Annotated in this window: 20 protein-coding genes and 1 other annotated feature; of the genes, 9 read left to right on the forward strand and 11 right to left on the reverse strand. The window is 60.3% G+C overall.

Annotated features, from left to right (window positions below; translation table 11 throughout):
* The first annotated feature begins 273 nt into the window (after positions 1-273).
* Positions 274-1,710: an alanine/glycine:cation symporter family protein gene (locus ACSBQV_RS14475; protein WP_004932985.1), complete on the forward strand. Its 1,437-nt coding sequence runs from the start codon at positions 274-276 to the stop codon at positions 1,708-1,710.
* Between the two features lie 105 nt (positions 1,711-1,815).
* On the forward strand, positions 1,816-2,592 hold the full coding sequence (yaaA, locus tag ACSBQV_RS14480) for a peroxide stress protein YaaA (RefSeq protein WP_033641813.1): 777 nt from the start codon (positions 1,816-1,818) through the stop codon (positions 2,590-2,592).
* Positions 2,593-2,638: 46 nt separating this feature from the next.
* On the opposite strand, the gene thrC is transcribed toward yaaA, so the two are convergent.
* The 5 genes from thrC to ACSBQV_RS14505 form a co-directional block, all read right to left on the reverse strand.
* Positions 2,639-3,928 carry a threonine synthase gene (gene thrC, locus ACSBQV_RS14485; protein ID WP_434991457.1) on the reverse strand — a complete coding sequence of 430 codons (1,290 nt, stop codon included), beginning with the start codon at positions 3,926-3,928 and terminating at the stop codon, positions 2,639-2,641.
* Between the two features lie 3 nt (positions 3,929-3,931).
* Positions 3,932-4,861 (reverse strand): homoserine kinase, encoded by a 930-nt coding sequence (gene thrB, locus ACSBQV_RS14490; RefSeq protein WP_004932993.1) that lies wholly within the window; start codon positions 4,859-4,861, stop codon positions 3,932-3,934.
* A gap of 1 nt (position 4,862) precedes the next feature.
* On the reverse strand, positions 4,863-7,322 hold the full coding sequence (gene thrA, locus ACSBQV_RS14495) for a bifunctional aspartate kinase/homoserine dehydrogenase I (protein WP_033641811.1): 2,460 nt from the start codon (positions 7,320-7,322) through the stop codon (positions 4,863-4,865).
* A 24-nt stretch (positions 7,323-7,346) separates the two neighbouring features.
* Positions 7,347-7,464, reverse strand: a sequence feature (Thr leader region).
* Positions 7,403-7,489, reverse strand: coding sequence for a thr operon leader peptide (thrL, locus tag ACSBQV_RS14500; protein ID WP_071845095.1), 87 nt, complete (start codon positions 7,487-7,489; stop codon positions 7,403-7,405). (Overlaps the previous feature by 62 nt.)
* A gap of 194 nt (positions 7,490-7,683) precedes the next feature.
* On the reverse strand, positions 7,684-8,373 hold the full coding sequence (locus ACSBQV_RS14505; RefSeq protein ID WP_099785607.1) for a tRNA/rRNA methyltransferase: 690 nt from the start codon (positions 8,371-8,373) through the stop codon (positions 7,684-7,686).
* Between the two features lie 629 nt (positions 8,374-9,002).
* Between ACSBQV_RS14505 and arcA the strand changes: the two genes are divergently transcribed.
* Positions 9,003-9,719: a two-component system response regulator ArcA gene (gene arcA, locus ACSBQV_RS14510; protein WP_004933003.1), complete on the forward strand. Its 717-nt coding sequence runs from the start codon at positions 9,003-9,005 to the stop codon at positions 9,717-9,719.
* 51 nt (positions 9,720-9,770) lie between these two features.
* Here the strand turns inward: arcA and creA are convergent, their stop codons facing one another.
* On the reverse strand, positions 9,771-10,250 hold the full coding sequence (gene creA, locus ACSBQV_RS14515; protein ID WP_033641809.1) for a protein CreA: 480 nt from the start codon (positions 10,248-10,250) through the stop codon (positions 9,771-9,773).
* A 342-nt stretch (positions 10,251-10,592) separates the two neighbouring features.
* On the opposite strand from creA, the gene robA reads away from it, so the two are divergent.
* On the forward strand, positions 10,593-11,462 hold the full coding sequence (robA, locus tag ACSBQV_RS14520) for an MDR efflux pump AcrAB transcriptional activator RobA (RefSeq protein ID WP_033641808.1): 870 nt from the start codon (positions 10,593-10,595) through the stop codon (positions 11,460-11,462).
* On the opposite strand, the gene gpmB is transcribed toward robA, so the two are convergent.
* Positions 11,459-12,106 (reverse strand): 2,3-diphosphoglycerate-dependent phosphoglycerate mutase GpmB, encoded by a 648-nt coding sequence (gene gpmB, locus ACSBQV_RS14525; protein WP_025305227.1) that lies wholly within the window; start codon positions 12,104-12,106, stop codon positions 11,459-11,461. The genes robA and gpmB overlap by 4 nt on opposite strands.
* Before the next feature lie 101 nt (positions 12,107-12,207).
* Between gpmB and yjjX the strand changes: the two genes are divergently transcribed.
* On the forward strand, positions 12,208-12,726 hold the full coding sequence (gene yjjX / locus ACSBQV_RS14530; RefSeq protein WP_033641807.1) for an inosine/xanthosine triphosphatase: 519 nt from the start codon (positions 12,208-12,210) through the stop codon (positions 12,724-12,726).
* An 11-nt stretch (positions 12,727-12,737) separates the two neighbouring features.
* Here the strand turns inward: yjjX and trpR are convergent, their stop codons facing one another.
* A complete protein-coding gene (trpR, locus tag ACSBQV_RS14535) occupies positions 12,738-13,067 on the reverse strand; it encodes a trp operon repressor (protein WP_016929152.1) in 330 nt (109 codons plus the stop codon).
* A gap of 54 nt (positions 13,068-13,121) precedes the next feature.
* Complete coding sequence (gene sltY, locus ACSBQV_RS14540; protein WP_168177244.1) at positions 13,122-15,050, reverse strand: murein transglycosylase; 1,929 nt, start codon at positions 15,048-15,050, stop codon at positions 13,122-13,124.
* 632 nt (positions 15,051-15,682) lie between these two features.
* Here sltY and ACSBQV_RS14545 point away from each other — a divergent pair.
* From ACSBQV_RS14545 to ettA, 4 genes are all read left to right on the forward strand, one after another.
* Positions 15,683-16,294: a YfiR family protein gene (locus ACSBQV_RS14545; protein ID WP_033651698.1), complete on the forward strand. Its 612-nt coding sequence runs from the start codon at positions 15,683-15,685 to the stop codon at positions 16,292-16,294.
* Complete coding sequence (locus tag ACSBQV_RS14550) at positions 16,291-17,538, forward strand: diguanylate cyclase domain-containing protein (RefSeq protein WP_033651699.1); 1,248 nt, start codon at positions 16,291-16,293, stop codon at positions 17,536-17,538. The genes ACSBQV_RS14545 and ACSBQV_RS14550 overlap by 4 nt, the downstream gene beginning before the upstream one ends.
* A 38-nt stretch (positions 17,539-17,576) precedes the next feature.
* A complete protein-coding gene (locus tag ACSBQV_RS14555; RefSeq protein WP_033641803.1) occupies positions 17,577-18,074 on the forward strand; it encodes an OmpA family protein in 498 nt (165 codons plus the stop codon).
* A gap of 142 nt (positions 18,075-18,216) precedes the next feature.
* Positions 18,217-19,884 (forward strand): energy-dependent translational throttle protein EttA, encoded by a 1,668-nt coding sequence (gene ettA / locus ACSBQV_RS14560; RefSeq protein ID WP_025159620.1) that lies wholly within the window; start codon positions 18,217-18,219, stop codon positions 19,882-19,884.
* A 30-nt stretch (positions 19,885-19,914) separates the two neighbouring features.
* Here the strand turns inward: ettA and ACSBQV_RS14565 are convergent, their stop codons facing one another.
* Together ACSBQV_RS14565 and ACSBQV_RS14570 are read right to left on the reverse strand one after the other, a co-directional pair.
* The gene (locus ACSBQV_RS14565; protein ID WP_033651700.1) at positions 19,915-20,820 is read right to left on the reverse strand and encodes an AraC family transcriptional regulator; all 906 of its coding nucleotides are present in this window, start codon (positions 20,818-20,820) and stop codon (positions 19,915-19,917) included.
* Between the two features lie 107 nt (positions 20,821-20,927).
* Entirely contained in the window at positions 20,928-21,839 is a 912-nt protein-coding gene (locus ACSBQV_RS14570; protein ID WP_047572716.1) for a LysR family transcriptional regulator, read from the reverse strand.
* Positions 21,840-21,928: the final 89 nt, after the last annotated feature.

The raw sequence follows: 21,928 nt of genomic DNA on the forward strand, positions 1-21,928 counted from the left end.
AAGCATCTGTTTTATCCTTGGGCGAGCAACCGTTTACGCCGATATCTTTCGCCATTACCGAGCGGATGGAAAGGCAATAACGTGCTATCGCCCGAATAAATTATGTTAAATTCGAAAAAATTGATGCAATTCGTCCGCTAATCTGCGAAAAATCTTAATCGCCTGACGCCGGACCGATTCCAGCTAAGCTCTTGTAAAAAATAGGCCAATATTTCTCACCTGCGGTGGATGCTGCCAGGTGCGCATGACATTTCGATAAGGAGGAGGGATCCCTTGACGGACCTGATGAATTTTATAAACAACATTTTGTGGGGGTCGGTGCTGATTTATCTGCTGCTCGGCACCGGCATTTACTTCACGCTGCGCACCCGTTTTATCCAGCTCCGCCACTTCAGCCACATGTTCTCGGTGTTGAAAAACAGCAATAAAAGCGACAGCGCCGGCATCTCCTCTTTCCAGGCGCTGTGCACCACGCTGGCGGCGCGCGTCGGCACCGGCAACCTGACCGGCGTCGCCATCGCCCTGACCGCCGGCGGCCCCGGCGCCATCTTCTGGATGTGGGTGGTGGCGTTTATCGGCATGGCCACGTCATTTGTGGAGAGCTCGCTGGCTCAGCTCTACAAAACCAAAGACGACAACGGCAACTACCGCGGCGGCCCGGCCTATTACATGGAAAAAGGACTCGGCATGCGCTGGATGGGCGTGCTGTTCTCCATTTTCCTGATCATCGCTTTCGGCCTGGTGTTCAACGCCGTACAGGCCAACTCCATCGCGCAGGCCTCCGCCGTCGCCTTCCATTTACAGCCGCTGCACGTCGGTATTGGCCTGGTGCTGCTGAGCGGCGTGGTGATCTTCGGCGGCATCCGCTCCATCGCCAAAGTGGCCGAGCTGGTGGTGCCGCTGATGGCCGGCGCCTACCTGCTACTGGCTCTCTGGGTGATTGGCCATAACATCGAGCACATGCCGGCGATCCTGACGCTGATCTTCAAAAGCGCCTTCGGCCTGCAGGAAGCCGCGGCCGGCGCCGTCGGTTACGGTATCTCCCAGGCGATGACCCAGGGCGTGCAGCGCGGCCTGTTCTCCAATGAAGCCGGCATGGGATCGGCGCCCAACGCGGCGGCGTCCGCCTCGCCTTATCCGCCGCATCCCGCTTCACAGGGCTACGTGCAGATGCTCGGGGTATTTATCGACACCATCGTCATCTGCAGCGCCACCGCGGCGATCATCCTCTCTTCCGGCATTCTCGATCAGCCGACCGACAGCATCAGCGGCATCGATCTGACCCAGCGCGCGCTGTCGACCGCCGTCGGCAGTTGGGGGACTCCGTTCGTCGCCATCGCCATCTTCTTCTTCGCCTTTACGTCGATCATCGCCAACTACGCCTATGCCGAGAGCAACCTGGTGTTCCTCGAGCACAACCACCCAGGCGGCCTGTTGATTTTCCGCTGCGTGGCGCTGGGCATGGTGATGTTCGGCGCGCTGGCGGAGCTGCCGCTGGTGTGGAAAATGGCGGATACCTCCATGGCGCTGATGGCGATCACCAACCTGACGGCTATCTTGCTGCTGTCGCGGGTCGCGCTGAAGCTGGCCGACGACTACCATCGCCAGCGCCGCCTGGGCAAGCTGCCGACCTTCGACGCCAACCGTTACCCGGAGCTGAAATCGCAGCTGGAGCCGGGCGTGTGGGACGACAAGCAGCCGCCGCGCTGAGTATTCCGGGGCGCGTGCGATGCGCGCCCCGCCTATTGGACCGATAGCCCCTTTTTCCCGCGCTTTTTGCTACAGTATGCGCACTTGGATAAACAGGATCTGGCCATGCTCGTTATTATTTCACCTGCAAAAACGCTCGATTACGACAGCCCGCTGGCGACAAAACGCTTCACGCAGCCCGAACTGCTGAACAAGTCTAAGCAGCTTATCAACATTTGCCGCGAGCTGACGCCGGCGCAAATCGCCAGCCTGATGAGCATCAGCGACAAGCTGGCCGGGCTGAACGCCGCGCGCTTTAGCGAATGGCAACCGACATTTACCCCGGACAACGCCCGTCAGGCGCTGCTGGCGTTCAAGGGCGACGTATATACCGGCCTGCAGGCGCAGGACTTCAACGAAGCCGATTTCGACTTCGCCCAGCAGCATCTGCGCATGCTGTCCGGCCTGTATGGCGTACTGCGCCCGCTCGATCTGATGATGCCGTACCGGCTGGAGATGGGCATCAAGCTGGAAAACCCGAAGGGCAAAGATCTGTACAGCTTCTGGGGCGATCAGATCACCAAAAAGCTCAACGAAGCGCTGGAGCAACAGGGCGACGACGTGGTGGTCAACCTGGCGTCAGACGAGTATTTCAAAGCGGTGAAGCCGGCCAAGCTGCACGGCTCGCTGATCAAACCGGTGTTCCTCGACGAGAAGAACGGCAAGTTCAAGGTCATCAGCTTCTACGCCAAGAAAGCGCGCGGGTTGATGAGCCGCTTTATCATCAAAAACCGCCTGACGCGCAGCGAGCAGCTGGCGGACTTCAACCTGGAAGGCTACGCCTTCGACGAAGCCGCCTCGCAAGGCAATGAACTGGTGTTCAAACGCCCGGAGCAGGCATAAAAAAAGCCGTCGCAAGACGGCTTTTCGCATTTTAGCCTGCCGAACTTCAGGCAGGCAGCCCCATCAGGAACTTGCGCAGTTCGCCGAAGTTGGCCGGCAGCGTGTGCGACAGCAGCGGCAGCTCAGCCCGCAGCGCCAGCGCTTTCGGCAACGGCAGTTCCTGGCCGAGTATCGCTTCCACACTCTCTTTAAACTTGGCCGGATGCGCGGTGCCGAGGAACAGACCGAACTCCCCTTCCTGCAATTGGTCACGCAGCGCGCGGTAGGCGATGGCCGCGTGCGGTTCGGAGATATAGCCCAGCTCGGCCAGCTCACGCATCGTGTCTTTGGTGGTCTCGTCGCTGACCGCCGCGTGACCCAGCTCTTTCAACTGCCAGACCTTGCGACGGAACAGCTCTTCCACGCGCGGCCAGTTGTTCGGCTGGCTGACGTCCATGGCGTTGGACAGCGTCGCGACCGTAGCGTGCGGCTGCCACTGGCCGCTGGTCAGGAAGCGCGGCACGGTGTCGTTGGCGTTGGTGGCGGCGATGAAGCGCTTCACCGGCAGGCCCAGCGATTTGGCCAGCAGCCCGGCGGTCAGATCGCCGAAGTTGCCGCTCGGCACCGAAATCACCAGCTGATTGCGCGCTTCCTGCGGCAGCTGCGCCACCGCTTCGAAGTAGTAGCAAATCTGCGCCAGCAAACGGCTGATGTTGATCGAGTTGGCCGAGTTCAGGTGCAGCGCGTCTTTCAATTCCTGATCGTCGAACGCCTGCTTCACCAGCGCCTGACAAGCATCGAAGTCGCCGTCGATCGCCACGGTGTGAATGTTGCCACCCAGGGTGCAGAACAGCTTTTCCTGCAGCGGGCTGATTTTGCCCTGCGGATACAGGATCACCACCCGCACGTTTTTCAGGCCGTAGAAGGCGTGCGCCACGGCGGCGCCGGTGTCGCCGGAAGTGGCGGTCAGAATGGTCACCGGCTGCTCGCCGGCCACTTCTGCCAGCATCTGCGCCATAAAGCGGCCGCCGAAGTCTTTGAACGCCAGCGTCGGGCCGTGGAACAGCTCCAGGCAGGAGACGTCATCGGTCACTTTCGCCACCGGCGCCGGGAACTCAAAGGCGGCCTGCACGCGTTTCTTCAGCGCCGCTTCCGGCACCTCTTCGCCGATAAAGGCCGACAGAATGCGGCTGCTGCGGGTGACAAAATCCTGCGCCAGCAGGTGGTCGATTTCGGTCAGTTCGAACTCCGGCAGCTCCAGCGGGAAGAACAGCCCCTGTTGCTTGCCCAGGCCTTGTTTGATCGCCTGCGCGAAGCTGACCTGCTCGTTGTGATCCTTAAGGTTGTACAGTTTCATGCGTTATCCCAGTAGTCGAGCGCCTGCGGTATCCAGACGGCAAATATGAACAAAACCTTCGTCGTTTTGCAGATAGTGTTGTTGCAGCCAGGCGGCCATGCGTTGCGCGGTGGCACCGTCGTTGCAGACGGCGAACAGCGTCGGGCCAGAGCCGGAGATGCCGCAGGCCAACGCGCCGATCTCCTGCGCCGCCTTGCGCGCTTCGGCGAAGCCCGGCAGCAGCCGGGTGCGGTACGGTTCGGCGATCACGTCCTGCATCAATTTGGCGGCCAGCTGCGGCTGCCGGGTATGGCAGGCGTGAATAAAGCCGGCCAGGTAGCGGCCATGGCTGATGCAATCCTGACGACGGTATTGCGCGGGTAAAATGGCGCGCGCTTCGGCGGTGGACACTTTGATGCCCGGATAGGCCATAACCCACAGCCAATCGTCAAAGCACGGCACCTCCTGGCTGATAATGCCTTCTTCTTCCAGCATCAGCTGCAGGCCGCCCAGATAGCAAGGCGCCACGTTGTCGTAATGCACGCTGCCGGAAATGCGCCCTTCCAGCTCGCCCATCAGGCCGAGCAGCGTCGTCTTATCCAACGGACGATCGCAGAATTCGTTCATCGCCATCAGCCCGGCGACCACCGAACAGGCGCTGGAACCCAGCCCCGATCCGATCGGCATGTTCTTTTCCAAACGCATCGCCACCGGCACTTCGCGGCCGATCTCCTGGCAGAAGCGCTCCCAGCATTGATAAACGATGTTCTCTTTCGGCTCGGCCGGCAGCTTGCTGACGAAGCGCCCGGCATTCTGCAAACTGAACGTCTCGGCGGCTTCGACGCTGACGCAGTCGCCCAGCAGCGTGCCGTCGATCGGCGAAACCGCCGCGCCCAGCACGTCGAAACCGACGCTGACGTTGCCGATCGAGGCCGGTGCATACACCTTAACCATATTAAACTCCCAACTTCCATGACAGTGTGCGCAGCAGATCGGCGAATACGCCCGCTGCGGTCACATCGTTACCGGCGCCGTAGCCGCGCAGCACCAGCGGCAACGGCTGATAGTAGCGGCTGTAGAAGGCCAGCGCGTTCTCGCCGTTCTTCACTTTATACAACGGATCGTTGCCATCCACCGCCTCAATGCGCACCTTGCAGCGCCCTTCGTCGATCAGGCCGACATAGCGCAGCACCTTGCCTTGCTCGGCGGCGTTGGCCACGTTGCGCGCGAACTCTTTATCCAGCTCCGGCAACCGCGCCAGGAAGGTGTCCACGTCACCCGACGCGTCGAAGGACGGCGGCAGCACCGGCTCGACCTCGATATCGCTCAGTTCCAGTTTATAACCGGCCTCGCGCGCCAGGATCAGCAGCTTGCGCGCCACGTCCATCCCGGACAGATCGTCGCGCGGATCCGGCTCGGTGTAACCGTTGGCCCGGGCCTGCAGGGTCGCGGCCGACAGCGACAGCCCTTCGTCCAGCTTGCCGAAGATAAAGGACAGCGAGCCGGACAGGATGCCGGAGAAACGTACCAGTTCATCACCGGCGTTCAGCAGGTTTTGCAGGTTCTCAATCACCGGCAGACCGGCGCCGACGTTGGTGTCGTACAGGAACTTGCGGTGCGAACCGGCGGCGGCCGCGCGCAGCTGCTGATAATAGTTCATCGACGAGGTGTTGGCCTTTTTGTTCGGCGTCACCACATGGAAGCCGTCCGCCAGGAAGTCCACGTACTGATCGGCCACCGCCTGGCTGGAGGTACAGTCGACGATCACCGGGTTCAGCAGGTGATATTCCTTCACCAGCCGGATCAGACGACCGAGATTGAACGGCTCCTGCGCGCCGGCCAGCGCGTCGCGCCAGCTGTCCAGCGCGATGCCGTGCACATTGGTCAGCATCACGCGCGAGTTGGCGATGCCGCACACCCGCAGATCGATATGTTTTTGCTTCAGCCACGGCTGCTGGCGATAGATCTGCTCGATCAGCGCCCCGCCGACGCCGCCGACGCCGATGACGAACACTTCGATCACCTGATCGGTGTTGAACAGCATCTGGTGGCTGACGCGCACGCCGGTGGTGGCGGAATCATTGCTGACCACCACCGAAATGGAACGTTCGGAAGACCCTTGGGCGATGGCGACGATATTGATGTTGGCGCGCGCCAGCGCGGAGAAGAAGCGTGCGGAAATGCCGCGCAGGGTGCGCATGCCGTCGCCGACCACCGAGATGATCGCCAGGCGTTCCATCACGTCCAGCGGATCCAGCACGCCGTCTTTCAGCTCCAGATAGAACTCCTCTTCCAGCGCGCGACGAGCACGCTGCAGTTCACCCTGCGGCACGCAGAAGCTGATGCTGTATTCGGAAGAGGACTGGGTGATCAGCACCACCGAAATGCCGGCGCGCGACATCACGGCGAAGACCCGTGCGGCCATGCCGACCATGCCTTTCATGCCCGGGCCGGAGACGTTGATCATCGCCATGTTGTTCAGGTTGGTGATGCCCTTCACCGGCATATCGGCATCGGTGCTGTCTTTGCCGATCAGCGTGCCGGGGGCCTGCGGGTTGGAGGTGTTTTTAATCAGGCAAGGGATTTGGAACTGAGCAATCGGAGTGATGGTGCGGGGGTGTAACACTTTGGCGCCGAAATAGGAAAGCTCCATCGCTTCCTGGTACGACATCGATTTCAGCAGCCTGGCGTCCGGCACGGTGCGCGGATCGCAGGTATAAACGCCGTCGACGTCGGTCCAGATCTCGCAACAGTCGGCGCGCAGGCAGGCGGCCAGCACCGCGGCGGAATAGTCGGAGCCGTTGCGGCCCAGCACCACCAGCTCGCCCTTGTCATTACCGGCGGTGAAACCGGCCATCAGCACGATGTGATCGGCCGGGATCGCCGCGGCGGCGATGCGCAGCGTAGACTCGGCGATGTCCACGGTGGACTCCAGGTAGTGGCCCTGCGCCAGCAGTTTCTCCACCGGGTTGATCACCGTGACCGGATAACCCTTGGCGCGGAACACCCCTTCCATGATGGCGATGGAGAGCTTTTCGCCACGGCAGATGATCGCCGCGTTCACGCTGTCCGGGCACTGCCCCAGTAGCGAGACGCCATGCAGCACCTGTTTGAGCTGCGCGAATTCCTGATCGACCACGCCTTTCAAACGATCGTATTCAAAGCCCGGCAGCGCCTGCGCCAGCCCGCTCAGCAGGTCGGCAAAGATCCGCTCGGCGTCGCTCATATTCGGCAGAATGTCCTGGCCCGCCACCGTTTTGTCGATCATCGCCACCAGATGGTTGGTGATCTTTGCGGGGGCGGACAAGACCGTGGCTACCTGTCCCTGACGCGCGTTACTCTCCATGATGTCGGCGACGCGCAGAAAACGTTCCGCATTCGCTACCGAGGTTCCGCCAAATTTCAGCACTCGCATTTGTGATCTCTCCGAATTTAAGCCGAAAAAAAAGCCCGCACTGATTAGGTGCGGGCTTTTTTCTGTGTTTCCTGTGCGCGTCAGCCCGCCCCGTTACCTGTGGTATCGGTGGTGGTAATAATTGTGGTAGTCAGGCTGATATTGCGCATGTTGTCTGTCTGTCTCATGAAATACTCTGTCCCCTCTATTGGTTAAAGCAATCGCTATCCCAAGTCAAACGATTTCTTTTTTTTGCTTATTTTCCGTTCAGCGACGGTAATGCGCGATGCAACAGGTGAAAAGCAAAATGACAGAACAAAAAAACAACCTAAAGCCGGTTTAATAGTGGATCACACTGAGTAACCGCCTGCTGGAGCCGCTATCACTTGGCGAGTTTTTTTTCGATGTCGTGCAGCAGCGTATGCAGCATTGCCGTATCTCGCTGTTGCAACGCACCGAGGCGCTGGTGCAGCCAGTCGCGCAATTTTTGGTCATCGCCGACCTCCAGAGTATCCAACAAGGCATCGGCGCGGCGGCGCAACGCCCTGAGTTGCCCTTCAGGCGCCGCAGCCTCCTGCGGCGCGGCGTTGACGCCCATCAGGCTCGCCAACTGGTAGCAGTACACCATCACCGCCTGGCCCAGGTTGAGCGACGGATAGTCCGCCTGCATCGGCACGCCGGTCAGCAAATCCGCCAGCGCCAGCTCTTCGTTGGTCAGGCCGGAATCTTCGCGGCCGAACACCAGCGCGGCCTGGCCGACCCACTGCTTACGCTCACTCAGCTGTTCCAGCAGCTCAGGCGGCGTGCAGTAGTAGTGAAAACGCGCGCGACTGCGGGCGGTGGTGGCGACGGTGAAATCCACATCCGCCAGCGCCTGTTCCAGCGTGGCGAACGTTTGCACGCCGTCGAGGATCTCGCCGGCCCCATGCGCCACCCAGCGCGCCGCCGGCTGCAGATGCGCCTCGCTGTCGACGATGCGCAACGAAGCGAAACCCATGGTTTTCATCGCGCGCGCCGCCGCGCCGACGTTTTCCGGCCGCGCCGGAGCCACTAGAACAATATGAAGCTGCATCACTCTTCCACCGAAGGCGGGCCTGCGTTTTTGACGATAGCACAGCGCCCGCATGTATTTACAATTGCGTAACAATAAACGCGTTAATAGCAACAAACAAGATTAAACGGCTCGTTGAGCTAATAAACCTGTCGTAATAGTCATTATTCATGCTTATGTTTTACTGCATTTATTTATCAATGAGTTAAAACAACGCGATGATCAATAAGCGAATAATTGTATCCTATCGGGCCGGATAATGCTGAATCGTTCACAGAATTTGAGGTTCTGTGACTTAAACTGGCATTTCTGTAAGTGTTTTTCACAAATCTGTTAACGTGCTACAATTGAATTTGATATATGTCAACAAAGCGTAGTTTTGTTGGGTGATGAATTCGGCACGCGCTGTTATATTGCTGTTAATGGGGTTAGGATATGCGCCGTTTTGGCACCCAAGGGGTTGTAGGGAACGGCATCCCCACCAGGCTAGCGATCTTGTTGACATGAGATGGAAAGTGCATCAAGAACGAGTTTACGTACTTTAGTCATTTGCTGAGAGGGAACGTGGCGCTATCTCTGCCCTCCTCTAAGAAAACAGAGACTTCTGTACTTCCTATTTTCTATTTTGTTGGCAATTTTAGGTAGCAAATATGCAGACCCCGCACATTCTGATTGTCGAAGACGAGTTAGTCACTCGTAACACCCTGAAGAGCATTTTCGAGGCGGAAGGCTACATTGTTCATGAAGCCAATGATGGTGCAGAGATGCACAATATCCTGTCTGAAAATGATATCAATCTGGTCATCATGGACATCAATCTGCCAGGCAAAAACGGCCTGCTGTTGGCGCGCGAACTGCGTGAACAGGCCAGCGTCGCCTTGATGTTCCTGACCGGCCGCGATAACGAGGTGGATAAAATCCTCGGCCTGGAAATCGGCGCCGACGATTACATCACCAAACCGTTCAACCCGCGTGAGCTGACCATCCGCGCGCGCAACCTGCTGTCGCGCACCATGAATCTGGGCAGCCTAGGCGAAGAGCGCCGCCTGGTCGAGAGCTACAAGTTCAACGGGTGGGAGCTGGACATCAATAGCCGCTCTTTGATCAGCCCGGCCGGCGAACAGTACAAGCTGCCGCGCAGCGAATTCCGCGCCATGCTGCACTTCTGCGAAAACCCGGGCAAGATCCAGTCCCGCGGCGAACTGCTGAAGAAGATGACCGGCCGCGAGCTGAAGCCGCATGACCGCACCGTGGACGTCACCATCCGTCGCATTCGCAAGCACTTCGAATCGACGCCGGACACGCCGGAAATCATCGCCACCATCCACGGCGAAGGCTACCGCTTCTGCGGCGATCTGGAAGAGTAATTCCAGCCTGCCGTCATGAAAACGGGGTTCAGCATGCTGAACCCCGTTTTTTTATTTTGCCTCAGCCCACGGCATGATCGGCACCGCGCTCAGCGCATTCTTCGGCGAGCCGTCGATCACCTTGTCGGAGTAGCTCAGGTAGATCAGCGAATTGCGTTTGGCGTCGTAGAAGCGCACCACCTGCAACTTCTTGAACACCAGCGACGTGCGTTTCTGGAACACCACATCGCCTTCCGCCTTGCCGTTTTTGATCTTGTCACTCAGCTCGATAGGCCCGACCTGCTGGCAGGAAATGGCCGCGTCGGCGGTATCTTCCGCCAGGCCCAGCCCGCCTTTGATGCCGCCGGTTTTGGCGCGGCTGATATAACAAGTTACATTTTTAACATCCGGATCGTCGAACGCTTCGACCACGATTTTGTGGTCCGGCCCCAACAATTTAAACACCGTATCAACGGAACCCACTTGCTCCGCCTGTGCGCTTCCCACGGTTGCGCAAACCAAACCGAATAAAAATATCCAGCTTTTTTTCATTTACTTAACTCCGATATAACCTTGCCGCGAAAATGGGCTCGGCGATCACCATTATTTATGTCTAAGCTCACGGAATTGGGTTTTTACGGGTCCGCACCGTCCGTTTTAGCACAGAGCGTGACAAAAATCTTTGAGAGTCGCGGAGGAAAAAAATTGCTATGATGCGGCGTCGTTATTTCTTTGCGCCCACTACGGTGTACCCCAATCCAACTCTGGCGCGGCATGCGCAGCAGAGGCAAAGAGTGCAACCCATAATGGCTCATGGATCGGTCTGATAGCGCAGCACCAGCGTGACGAATCAACAGTTCGGGTTCCTACCCCCAAGCTTTACGAGGAAGTTCTATGGATCAAGCCGGTATCATTCGTGATCTGCTTAGCTGGCTGGAAAGCCATTTGGACCAACCCTTGTCGCTGGATAACGTGGCGGCCAAGGCTGGCTACTCCAAATGGCACCTGCAACGGATGTTCAAAGATATTACCGGTAATGCCATCGGTGCTTACATCCGGGCAAGAAGGCTGTCCAAGGCCGCCGTCGCGCTGCGCCTGACCAGCCGGCCGATTTTGGATATCGCTCTGCAATATCGCTTCGACTCGCAGCAGACCTTCACGCGCGCCTTCAAGAAACAGTTTGCGCAAACGCCGGCGCTGTACCGCCGCGCCGAAGACTGGAACGCATTCGGCATCTGCCCGCCGATCCGTCTGGGGGCCTTCACTCTACCGCAGCCCGAGTTCCTCTCGTTGCCGGATAAGCATCTGGTCGGCCTGACCCAAAGCTATTCCTGCACGCTGGAACAGATCACCACCGTGCGCACCGAGCTGCGCTCGCAGTTCTGGCGCCAGTTCCTCGGCGAAGTCGAAACCTTGCCGCCGGTGCTGTACGGGTTGCACCACTCGCGTCCGAGCCAGGAGAAGGACGACGAACAGGAAGTGCTGTACACCACGGCGCTGGAGCCGGATCAGGTGCCTGATAAAGTGCAGGAAGTTCAACCGCTGGTGCTGCCGGGCGGCGAATTTGCAATGTTCAGCTATGAAGGGCCCATCGGAGGCCTGCAGGACTTTATCCTGACGGTCTACGGCACTTGCCTGCCGGAGCTCAAACTGACGCGCCGCAAAGGGCACGACATCGAGCGCTTCTACCCGAAAGGCGAGCGCCGTCCGCATCAGGCGCCTACCGAGATCAAGTGCGATTACCTGATCCCGATTCGGCGTTAACGCTGCAGTTCGTCCAACGCGGGCATGTCCAGATGCGTGACATCGCCCGCCGTTTCGACGATCCAGCCGGAAGCCAGCCACGGGCTCTGCTGGTGATCGACGCGCGACAGTGAGCAGTTGCGCAAGCGCAGGCGGCGTTCCGCATAGGCTGGCAGCCCGAGCACCGTACTGATCAAACACCCCAACGCGATGCCATGGCTGACGAGCAGCGGCTTGCTGCCCTCCGGCAGCATCAGGCAGCTCTCCAGCGCGGCGCGCATGCGCTCGCCCAGCTCCTCCATGGATTCGCCTTGAGGGATACGGCCGTCAGGAGTACCATCGACCATCTGTTTGCGCCACTGTTCTTCCTGCGGCGTCAAACTGTCGATCAGGCGTTCTTCCAGAACCCCCATGTGCAGCTCACGCAAACGCGGATCGCCAATCACTTCGCAGCCACAGGCTTCGGCGATGATCTGCGCGGTGCGGCGCGTGCGCCCCAGGTCACTGGTAATGATATGCGTAATGCCTTCTTTGCTGACGCGCCTGGCGACCAGACGGGCCTGGTGTTCCCCCATGGCGGTTAACGGGCTGTCGGACTGACCCTGGATGCGGCGAGCCGCGTTCCATTCCGTTTCGCCGTGGCGAACGAGGTATACCTGTAACATTTTTGTTTTCCGTTATACTGCGTGAAATTTGCGTTTATCCCCGGCCCGGCGGCGCTTTTGCCGCTGCCCGGCGTATCGGCCAGAAGGATATCAAACCCGTTATGTACCATGTTGTCGCTGCAACTACCAACCCGGCAAAGATCAAGGCTATTCAATTGGCCTTCGATGACGTCTTCGGCGCAGGCCAATACCGCATTGAACCCGTCGACGTCGCCAGCGGCGTTTCGCTGCAGCCGATAGGCAATCACGAAACGCGCACCGGTGCGCGTCAACGCGTGATGGAAGCGCGCCAGGTCAGGCCCGAGGCCGATTTTTGGGTCGGCGTGGAAGCCGGGATTGAAGAGAATATGACCTTCGCCTGGATGACCATCGAGAACCCGTCCATCCGCGGCGAATCCCGCTCGGCGAGCCTGATGCTGCCGGAAGTCATCTTACAAGGTATTCGCGAAGGCCGCGAATTGGGCAGCGAAATGGCGACGATCACCGGCAACGCCGAGGTGAAGCGCCAGGGCGGCGCCATCGGCGTCTTCACCGACGGCCGGCTGAGCCGCACCAGCGTTTATCATCAGGCGCTGCTGCTGGCGCTGGTGCCGTTCCACAACGCCATCTATCAGCAATAACGCAGAGTCTGCTAGGGCGCGTCGTGCAGCAGCTGCTGCTCGAGCCACTGTTTCAGCGCGGGTGAAGCCGCTTTCAGGCTGTTAGAACCGCGGGTGATGGTGGCGATCCCCGCGCCCAGTTCATTTTTCAGCTCGCGCTGGCTCATCTCGCCGCGCATCAATTCCTGAATGATCCGCACCCGGGTGCCCAGCGCGGTGCGCTCGTCCGGCGTCAGCATCAATTGCAACAGCGGTTGATGCAGTTCTTGCGCAAACGAATTCTGCAGCAGCGCGACGAAGCGCAGCCAATCCTCATTGCCTTGTTCTGAAAGAGCGGGGTCGTTTAACGATAATTGCGTCATGGCAGCCACCATACTATTTAACTAGTACAGCAGCATACCATAGGGCCGTCAAAATCAATAACGTCTCTGCCACTCGGCGTCGGTCAGCACCTTGGCCGGCCGGTGCGTCAGATAGCGGTAAAACGCATCGTAAGCCAGCACGTTCTTGACATAGCCGCGGGTTTCCGAGAACGGAATGCTTTCGATGAACGCTACCGGATCGATCCGCCCCGCGCTGTTGCCCAGCCAGGTGTTCACTCGCGACGGGCCGGCGTTATAAGCGGCGCTCGACAGAATGCGGTTGCGGCCGAACTGCTGATAGACCGACTCCAGATAGCTGGTGCCGATGGTGATGTTGGTCTGCGGATCGAACAATTGGCTCGGCCCGACATAGCCGGGAATGTTGTACATCTGCACCGTATGCTGCGCGGTGCGCGGCATGACCTGCATCAGGCCGGAGGCGCCGACCGGCGACTGCGCCTTCGGATTCCAGGCGCTCTCCTGACGCGCGATCGCCATCGCATAGCTGCTGGTGATCCCCTTGTCATCGGTGGCGCGGCGGAACTCCTGCGGCCAGGCGACCGGGAAACGCTCTTCCAGATGATCCCACAGCTTGCCGACGATGGTCGCCTGCACGCTCAGATCGGCCCATTTTTGCTCAAAGGCGTAACGCGCCAGCGCCTCTTGTTCAGGCCGGCTGCGGCTGGCGACATAGGAACCCCACTCGCTGCGGGCCAGGTTGTCCATATTCCAGTACATGAGCTCGCGCACCCGGGCCACTTCCGGCCCGTCGGTCAGCGACGCGCGCGGCTTGGCCGCCACCGCCACCATCACCGGATAGGTTGCGTTCAGCTTCTGCGCCGCCACCATCGGATAGAAGCCGCGTTCGGTCATCAGGTTGCGCAACATCTCCTCGCCTTCGGCGCGTTTGCCTTCGTCCATCAGCTGACTGGCGCGCCAGTAGCGCCACTCATCCTTGTTGCGCGACTCTTCCGGCAAGCGAGCCAGCCAGGTCGCGACGCCCTGCCGATCGCCGTTGCCCAGCGCCATGCGCACCCGGCGCTCCAGCAGCGAAGGCGAACGGCTGCGCAGAATCACCTGATCGCGCCACTGCGCCTGTTCATAGGTAGCGTCGCTGCCCATCAGGCGCCAGGCCACCGCCTCTTCCAGCCCCAGCCGCTCCTCGTCGCTCATTTTCTGCAGCCGCGCGAGCGTCGGGATCATCGCCCGCGCGTTTTCCACATCCTGCCGCGCCAGGCGTTCAAAAGCGATGCCGGTGGCCGCGCGGGTAAAGTCGGTCGGCCCCACGCTGCGGGCGAAGGCTTCCACGGTGGTCGGATCGTTTTGCAAGCGCACCAGAGCGTTGCCCATGGTTTGGTAATCGGCCGGCAACTGGCTGTAGAGGTTGCTGACCAGCGAGCTGTTGCCCTCTTTCAGCGCCAGCTTCATGCGCGCCAGAATATCGAGCGGCGTTTGCTTGCCTGCGCCGCGCCAGACGCTGAACAGCCGATCGCAGGCGCTCGGCAGCGTTTTGCCGTTCAGCCACAGCTCGTCGGCGCCGCTCCAGGCCGCCTGCTGGTCGCCGGTAGCCCATTTGGCGTAGTAATAGTTGCAGCGCGCCGCCACCGGTTTGGGCGGCTGCGGGCTGAAGGCCAGCAGGGTGCGCCAATCTTCGCGCCGCGCCAGTTCATTGACGAAGCGCGGCGCCAGCGATTTCGCCGGCGGCAGCGTCGGGTTGCGTTTGATAAAGTCGTTCACTTCGGAGAACCCCGCCTGACTCAGATCCTGAGTCAGCTCGCGGTATTCCAGATAAGGATAAAGCGGGTAATCGCGCAGCGTCGGCATCAGCTGCGCCACCACGTCCATCTGATTGCCGTCCCACGCCTGCTTGATCTGCTGGTAGCGCTGACGTTGCGCATCCAGAGAATCCGCCAGCGCCGCGTCGGAAAACGCCGTCAGGCACAGCCCCATCGCCAACAGCCGTCGCTTGTCCACCTTGACCATCCTCGCTCTTTCCTCACTGATTGTGCCGCGGGAGCCGCCCAGCTCCCTGGTAACCGCCGCGCCACGGCGCCGCAGAACAAAATAAAACCGGGCGCACGGCCCGGACGCAGATATCTACCATAGACAGCGCAATCGCTCATCCATTCAATACTGTAGAAGAAGAAGTGTATCGCCATGATCGGAGCCAGGTAAAAAACGTTTACTTTGGCTGACAAATCAGGGCGGCGGGATATTATCGCCGGCCGGATTTTTATTAGCCGCAACGGCGTTTATTGGAAAAGTAAAATACTTTCTAATTATTAGTTATCACATTATTGCATTTAAGAGATAACGTCGACGTTGCGCAAATCGCCTGACAGCTGGCCAAACGCGCCAACTTTGCAGAAAAGCGGTGGCAAACCCGAGAGGGCATTTTTATACTATCAAAAATAAGTAGGATAATTCCGAGAAAACAGCACATAAAGCGCCCAACGAAGACATCTTATAATACAATCCGCGCCAATTATGGGTAGATAGTGTTCATTAGGCAGTGCGACTGACAGCTTTCAGCAAAACGATTGTCCCTTCAAGCGGGCCGGATTTTTACTTGTCGGGCCACGGCCTGCGGGCGGTGGATCAGGCCGGAATGGCGGGTGAAGATGGCGAGTAATACCGCGATAACGATGCGTTGCGCAAAAAGCCCGGTGCCGGGCTTCCTTGCCGCACGCCTGAATATCGGCCGCCTGTTGCTGATCGTTTTGCTGGCGCTGCTGACGTTGCCCGGGCCTGCGCGCGCCGCCGATGATCCCTATCAACAGCGCACGCACGCCGTGACGACCGTGGTGGTAGGCATCATCAGCTACGCCCGCTGGTCACGTGAACCCAATCCGATCCGGTTGTGCGTGACCGCACCCACCCAGTATGCCGAGGGGCTGTTCGATCCGATCCTGCTCAGCGCGCCGCGTCCGATTAAAACCGAACGCGTGCCGTTCGACAGCCCGACGCTGAGTACCGGCTGCGATGTCATCTATTTAGGGAACATCAACGCCGCGCAGAGACAAAATTTCATGCAGCGCATTTCCGGCAACTCCATTCTCAGCATCAGCGAGAACGATAGCGAATGCTCCGCCGGCAGCGCATTTTGCCTGCAGATCAACGGCGACCAGGCCGGCTTCAAGGTCAACCTGGACGCCCTGGCGCGCAGCGGCGTGCGCGTTCACCCCAACGTGCTGCAGCTGGCGCGCAAACAGGCGCCGCCGCTATGAGGCTGTTGCGTAGAAACCGTTCCGGCAATGCGCGCCCGACGTTGGGCCGGGTGCTGCAGCGGGTGCATCTTGGGCTGGCATTGATCGCCGTCGGCACCGCCGGCATCTTTCTGACGCTGGTGGCGCTGTTCGCGCTGCGCGCCTATGCCAACCACAACCTGCACCTGATCGCGCGCTCCATCAGCTATACGGTTGAAGCGGCAGTGGTGTTTGGCGATCGCCCCTACATTCGCGAGGCGATGGTGCTGATCGCCGCCAAAGAAGAGGTGTCGGAGGCCAAAATTCTGAACAACGCCGGTGACGTGCTGGTCAGTTGGCATCGTCCCAAAGATGGCCCGCTGCACGGCATGGAGCAGGTTATCGCCCACTGGGCGCTGCCCGAGCCGGTCATCCTGCCTATCTCCCACGAGGGCAAACAGGTCGGCCAGGTCTGGCTGAGCGGCAACGGCGGCAGCCTGTTGCGTTTCCTGTTGCGCGGGCTGGTCGGCATGATCGCCTGCATGGTGCTCAGTACCCTGTGCGCCCTGGTGTTGTCGCGCCGCATGCTGGTCGGCATCGTCAGTTCGTTGGACGACATCGCCAACGTGGCGCATGCGGTGCGGCGAGATCGCACCTTCGGCCTGCGGGTGCCCTCGGCGCCGATCGCCGAGCTGCATGAGCTCAGTAATGATTTCAATGGCTTGCTCGATGAACTGGAGGCCTGGCAGGCCCATCTGAAGCAGGAAAACGACTCGCTGGCTCACCGGGCGACGCACGACAGCCTGACCGGCTTGCCGAACCGCGCCTTCTTCGAAGGCCGGCTGAGCCGCGCCCTGGGCGATATTGCGCCGCCGGCGAAATTGGCGGTGCTGTTTATCGACGGCGATCGCTTCAAGGAAGTGAACGACAGTTACGGTCACGCCGCGGGCGATGCGGTGCTGACCACCATTGCCGGACGCATTCGCGCGCAGCTGCGCGAATCCGATCTGGTCGCACGCCTGGGAGGAGATGAATTCGCCGTGCTGCTGGCGCCGGTGCACAGCACGGAAGATGTCTTGCAGATCGCCGACAACATCATCGATTGCATGACGCAACCGGTTATTTTACCGAACGACGAGACGATCATTACCTCTCTGAGTATCGGCATTGCGCTGTACCCTGATCACGCGTCGACGCCTCAGGGTCTTTTGCACGAAGCTGACGATGCGATGTATCAAGCAAAGCATCGTTATAACGGAGGCTGGCGGCTGGCTATACATAAATAAGAGCCCCGGCTATAACACTTGAACTAGGGATTTTGACTATGATACAGCAACTGTTTAAAGGTCGTTTTTCACTGCTGACGATGGCGTTCGTCGCCCTGCTGGCGCTCGCCGGTTGCCAGAGCAAGCCGCAAGGCCTGACGCCCGAGCAGGTTGCGCTGCTGCAATCGCAGGGCTTCAAACTGACCGACAACGGTTGGGAATTCGGCCTGTCGGATAAAGTGTTGTTCGGCAACAACATCGGCAAGCTGAACCCGGAAAGCACCGAGACGGTGCAGAAGATGGGCCGCGCGCTGCTGAGCGTCGGCATCACCAAGTTCCGTCTGGACGGCCATACCGACAACTACGGCGAAGACAGCTATAACGATCAGCTCTCCCTGCGCCGCGCCGATGCGGTCGCCGATCTGCTGGCCAGCGTCGGTATTCCGCGCGCCAACATCGAAACCCGCGGCATGGGCAAGCGCGATCCCGTCGCCGACAACCGCACCTCCAGCGGCCGCGCGGAAAACCGCCGCGTCGCGATCGTCGTCACGCCATAAGCCACCAATATGCGCCTTTATCGGCGCATAAACGGTTATACTTAGCGATCGCTGAGCGATGTCTGGGATCCGAGATCGAAACGGGCTACACTCATGCCGCCAGACATCCTATAAATACTGATATAGAGAGGCTTAGAGCAACGTGGCTCAATACGTCTATACCATGCACCGCGTCGGCAAAGTGGTACCGCCGAAGCGTCATATTTTGAAAAACATCTCCCTGAGCTTCTTCCCTGGGGCAAAAATCGGCGTACTGGGCCTGAACGGCGCCGGTAAGTCCACCCTGCTGCGCATCATGGCCGGCATCGATACCGATATCGAAGGGGAAGCGCGCCCGCAGCCGGGCATCAAGATCGGTTACCTGCCGCAGGAGCCGCAGCTTAACCTCGAACACACCGTGCGTGAGTCGGTGGAAGAAGCGCTGGCGGAAGTGGTCGGCGCGCTGAAACGCCTGGACGAAGTGTATGCGCTGTACGCGGAAGAAGGCGCAGACTTCGACAAGCTGGCCGCCGAACAGGGCCGTCTGGAAGAGATCATTCAGGCGCACGACGGTCACAACCTCAACGCGCAGCTGGAACGCGCCGCCGATGCGCTGCGCCTGCCGGACTGGGACGCCAAAATCGCCCATCTGTCCGGGGGGGAACGCCGCCGCGTCGCGCTGTGCCGCCTGCTGCTCGAAAAGCCGGACATGCTGCTGCTGGACGAACCGACCAACCACCTGGACGCCGAGTCCGTGGCCTGGCTGGAACGCTTCCTGCACGACTTCGAAGGCACCGTCGTGGCGATCACCCACGACCGTTACTTCCTGGATAACGTGGCCGGCTGGATCCTCGAACTGGACCGCGGCGAAGGCATTCCGTGGGAAGGCAACTACTCGTCCTGGCTGGAGCAGAAAGACGCGCGTCTGGCGCAGGAAGCTTCCGCCGAAGCCGCTCGTCGCAAGTCGATCGAGAAAGAGCTGGAGTGGGTGCGTCAGGGTGCCAAAGGCCGTCAGTCCAAAGGCAAGGCCCGTCTGGCCCGCTTTGAAGAGCTGAACAACACCGAATACCAAAAACGTAACGAAACCAACGAACTGTTCATTCCACCTGGCGCGCGCCTGGGCGATAAAGTGGTCGAAGTCAGCAACCTGCGCAAGTCTTACGGCGACCGCCTGCTGATCGACGACCTGTCGTTCTCGGTGCCGAAAGGGGCGATCGTCGGCATCATCGGCCCGAACGGCGCGGGTAAATCCACGCTGTTCCGCATGATGTCCGGTCAGGAGCAGCCTGATTCCGGCAGCATCGTGCTGGGCGATACCGTCAAGCTGGCGTCCGTCGATCAGTTCCGCGACAGCATGGACGGTTCGAAAACCGTGTGGGAAGAAGTCTCCGGCGGGCAGGACATCATGCGCATCGGCAACACCGAGATGCCGAGCCGCGCCTATGTCGGCCGCTTCAACTTCAAGGGCGTCGATCAGGGCAAACGCGTGGGCGAGCTGTCCGGCGGTGAGCGTGGCCGTCTGCACCTGGCCAAGCTGCTGCAGGTTGGCGGCAACGTGCTGCTGCTCGATGAACCGACCAACGACCTGGATATCGAAACCCTGCGCGCGCTGGAAAACGCCCTGCTGGAATTCCCTGGCTGCGCCATGGTGATCTCGCACGACCGTTGGTTCCTCGACCGTATCGCCACCCACATCCTGGACTACCAGGACGAGGGCAAGGTGGAATTCTTCGAAGGCAACTTCACCGAGTACGAAGAGTACAAGAAGCGTACGCTGGGCGCCGATGCGCTCGAGCCGCACCGCATCAAGTACAAAAAGATCGCCAAGTAATCCCCAAGGCGCCGCATGCGGCGCCTTTTTTTATGCCCGCGTCCGGCGATAATCGCGCGGTGAGCACGCCATCACGCGCTTGAAAGCATGGCTGAACGCGCTGTCGGAATCGTACCCCAGACGTTGCGCGATGATGGATACCGGTTCAACACCGGTACGCAGCGCCCGCGCAGCCAGCAACATGCGCCAACGCGACACATACTCAAGCGGCGCCATTCCCGCCTTCTGCTTGAAGCGCAGCGCCAACGTCGAACGGGAAACGCTCGCCGCATCGGCCAATGACGCCACCGTCCAGCGACGGGCAGGATCGGCGTGTACTGCCTGCATCGCGGCGCCGATGCGCGGATCGAACAAGGCGGGCAGCCAGCCGGAGGCCGCGCCCTCCTCCCCCGTCAGGTAAATCCGCAGCGCCTGGGTCAACATGATTTGCCCCAGGTGATGCGTCATCAGCGCGCTACCCGGCGAAGGCTTTAACAGCTCGTCCGCCAGCCGCTGCAACGCCCATTGCAACACGGCGGCCTCTTCGGTGCCGCCTCGGATCACCATCAACGCCGGTAAACTCCCCAACAACCGCTCCACTTCCTCACCGAAGGTAAAACTCCCGCCGATAAACAGGCAATCTTCCGCCTCGCCGCAGCTCGCCACACCATTTTTCGCCTGCAGATAAAGTACGTCAGCATCGAGCGCCGGCAGCGACAGATCGCTGCCGACAGTGACCGGCAGGCTGCGGGTCAGCAGCAAGCAGTCGCCGGCCGCCAGCCGCAGCGGTTCAGCCAACCCTTCCGCCGCCAGCCAACAGCCGCCGCGCACCACCGCGTTGAATTTCCCGCTCTGCGGCGCAGGAAAATGAACGGCCCAGTCGCCGCCGGCCTTCAGGCCGCCGAAAAACGCATTCTGGCTGTTCAATGGCGCAAGCACTTCTGATAACGGATCCATACCCTCTCCCCCTGAGCCCCTTTCATGAGCATAGCCCGCGCCATGCTCCAGCCAAAGGTTTTAGGACGATGGCGACAGAAATTAGGCGTCGGCGTCATCTACCAGGCCTACTCCCGCGTCAGCTCGCGCGCGTAGTCGTCAAACGCCGGGTGCTGCAATACCACATCGATGAAACAGGCCAGCGCCGGGGAATTCAGCTTGCGGCTCGGGTAGACCAGATACAGTTCATTCCCTTCTGCGCGCCAGGCCGGCAACACCTCCACCAACAGCTTCTGCGCCACCACCTCGCGGCTGAGAAACGCCGGCAGCAGCGTGATCCCCGCGCCGGCGATAGCGCATTCGCGCGCATACAGCAGATTGTCGGTGGTGTGTGCCAGCGGCAGCTGCCAGCGGTAATAATCGTCGCCGCAGCGCAGGTTCCAGGCCGTCCAGGCGCGGTGGGCAATGCAGCGATGCTGCTGCAGCTGCTGCGGGTGTTCGATCGGCGGGTGCTGCGCCAGATAGGACGGCGCAGCCAGCAGATAGCGCGGCGCATACCCGAGGCGGCGGCCGATCAGCGAAGAATCCTGCGGCTTGCCGGTGCGCAGCGCGGCGTCGAAGCCTTCCTGCACCAGATCCACCATGGCGTCGGATACCGACACCTCCAGCGATACGTCCGGGTACTGGCGCTGAAAATCCGCCGCCAGCCGCGCCACCAGGGTTGCCCCCAACCCGGCCGGCGTCGAGATGCGCAGGCGGCCGCTCGGGTTGTCGCGCAGCCGCTGCAGCGCCAGATCGGCCCGCTCGGCGGCGGACATCATCGCCTGGCAGTGTTCCAGATAGCGCTCGCCGGCGAAGGTCAGGTTCAGCTGGCGCGTGGTGCGGTTGAGCAAACGCAGCCCCAGCGTCTGTTCGAGCTGGCTGATGCGCTGGCTGACGCTGGACTTCGGCAACCCGACACGCTGCGCGGCGGCGGTGAAACTGCCGCACTCCGCCACCAGCGCGAACAGCGCCATGTCCTGCAGCTGTTTGAACTCCATTGTTCACCTCTGACGAACACTCAGTTAGATATTGTCCATCTTATCACCCCACTGCTGCGGGTCTACACTGGGGGCATCATTTGAAAGGA

Source organism: Serratia sp. B501, assembly GCF_051172315.1.
Lineage (GTDB): Bacteria > Pseudomonadota > Gammaproteobacteria > Enterobacterales > Enterobacteriaceae > Serratia > Serratia ureilytica.

What these genes read in the sequence shown, in the direction of transcription:
- ACSBQV_RS14555 (WP_033641803.1), top strand. Translation starts at nt 17,577, where the DNA reads ATGATACAGCAACTGTTTAAAGGTCGTTTTTCACTGCTGACGATGGCG.
- yjjX (WP_033641807.1), top strand. Translation starts at nt 12,208, where the DNA reads ATGTACCATGTTGTCGCTGCAACTACCAACCCGGCAAAGATCAAGGCT.
- thrC (WP_434991457.1), bottom strand. Translation starts at nt 3,928, where the DNA reads ATGAAACTGTACAACCTTAAGGATCACAACGAGCAGGTCAGCTTCGCG.
- yaaA (WP_033641813.1), top strand. Translation starts at nt 1,816, where the DNA reads ATGCTCGTTATTATTTCACCTGCAAAAACGCTCGATTACGACAGCCCG.
- robA (WP_033641808.1), top strand. Translation starts at nt 10,593, where the DNA reads ATGGATCAAGCCGGTATCATTCGTGATCTGCTTAGCTGGCTGGAAAGC.
- arcA (WP_004933003.1), top strand. Translation starts at nt 9,003, where the DNA reads ATGCAGACCCCGCACATTCTGATTGTCGAAGACGAGTTAGTCACTCGT.
- thrA (WP_033641811.1), bottom strand. Translation starts at nt 7,322, where the DNA reads ATGCGAGTGCTGAAATTTGGCGGAACCTCGGTAGCGAATGCGGAACGT.
- ACSBQV_RS14570 (WP_047572716.1), bottom strand. Translation starts at nt 21,839, where the DNA reads ATGGAGTTCAAACAGCTGCAGGACATGGCGCTGTTCGCGCTGGTGGCG.
- sltY (WP_168177244.1), bottom strand. Translation starts at nt 15,050, where the DNA reads ATGGTCAAGGTGGACAAGCGACGGCTGTTGGCGATGGGGCTGTGCCTG.
- ACSBQV_RS14550 (WP_033651699.1), top strand. Translation starts at nt 16,291, where the DNA reads ATGAGGCTGTTGCGTAGAAACCGTTCCGGCAATGCGCGCCCGACGTTG.
- gpmB (WP_025305227.1), bottom strand. Translation starts at nt 12,106, where the DNA reads ATGTTACAGGTATACCTCGTTCGCCACGGCGAAACGGAATGGAACGCG.
- creA (WP_033641809.1), bottom strand. Translation starts at nt 10,250, where the DNA reads ATGAAAAAAAGCTGGATATTTTTATTCGGTTTGGTTTGCGCAACCGTG.
- thrB (WP_004932993.1), bottom strand. Translation starts at nt 4,861, where the DNA reads ATGGTTAAGGTGTATGCACCGGCCTCGATCGGCAACGTCAGCGTCGGT.
- thrL (WP_071845095.1), bottom strand. Translation starts at nt 7,489, where the DNA reads ATGAGACAGACAGACAACATGCGCAATATCAGCCTGACTACCACAATT.
- trpR (WP_016929152.1), bottom strand. Translation starts at nt 13,067, where the DNA reads ATGACGCAATTATCGTTAAACGACCCCGCTCTTTCAGAACAAGGCAAT.
- ACSBQV_RS14505 (WP_099785607.1), bottom strand. Translation starts at nt 8,373, where the DNA reads ATGCAGCTTCATATTGTTCTAGTGGCTCCGGCGCGGCCGGAAAACGTC.
- ACSBQV_RS14565 (WP_033651700.1), bottom strand. Translation starts at nt 20,820, where the DNA reads ATGGATCCGTTATCAGAAGTGCTTGCGCCATTGAACAGCCAGAATGCG.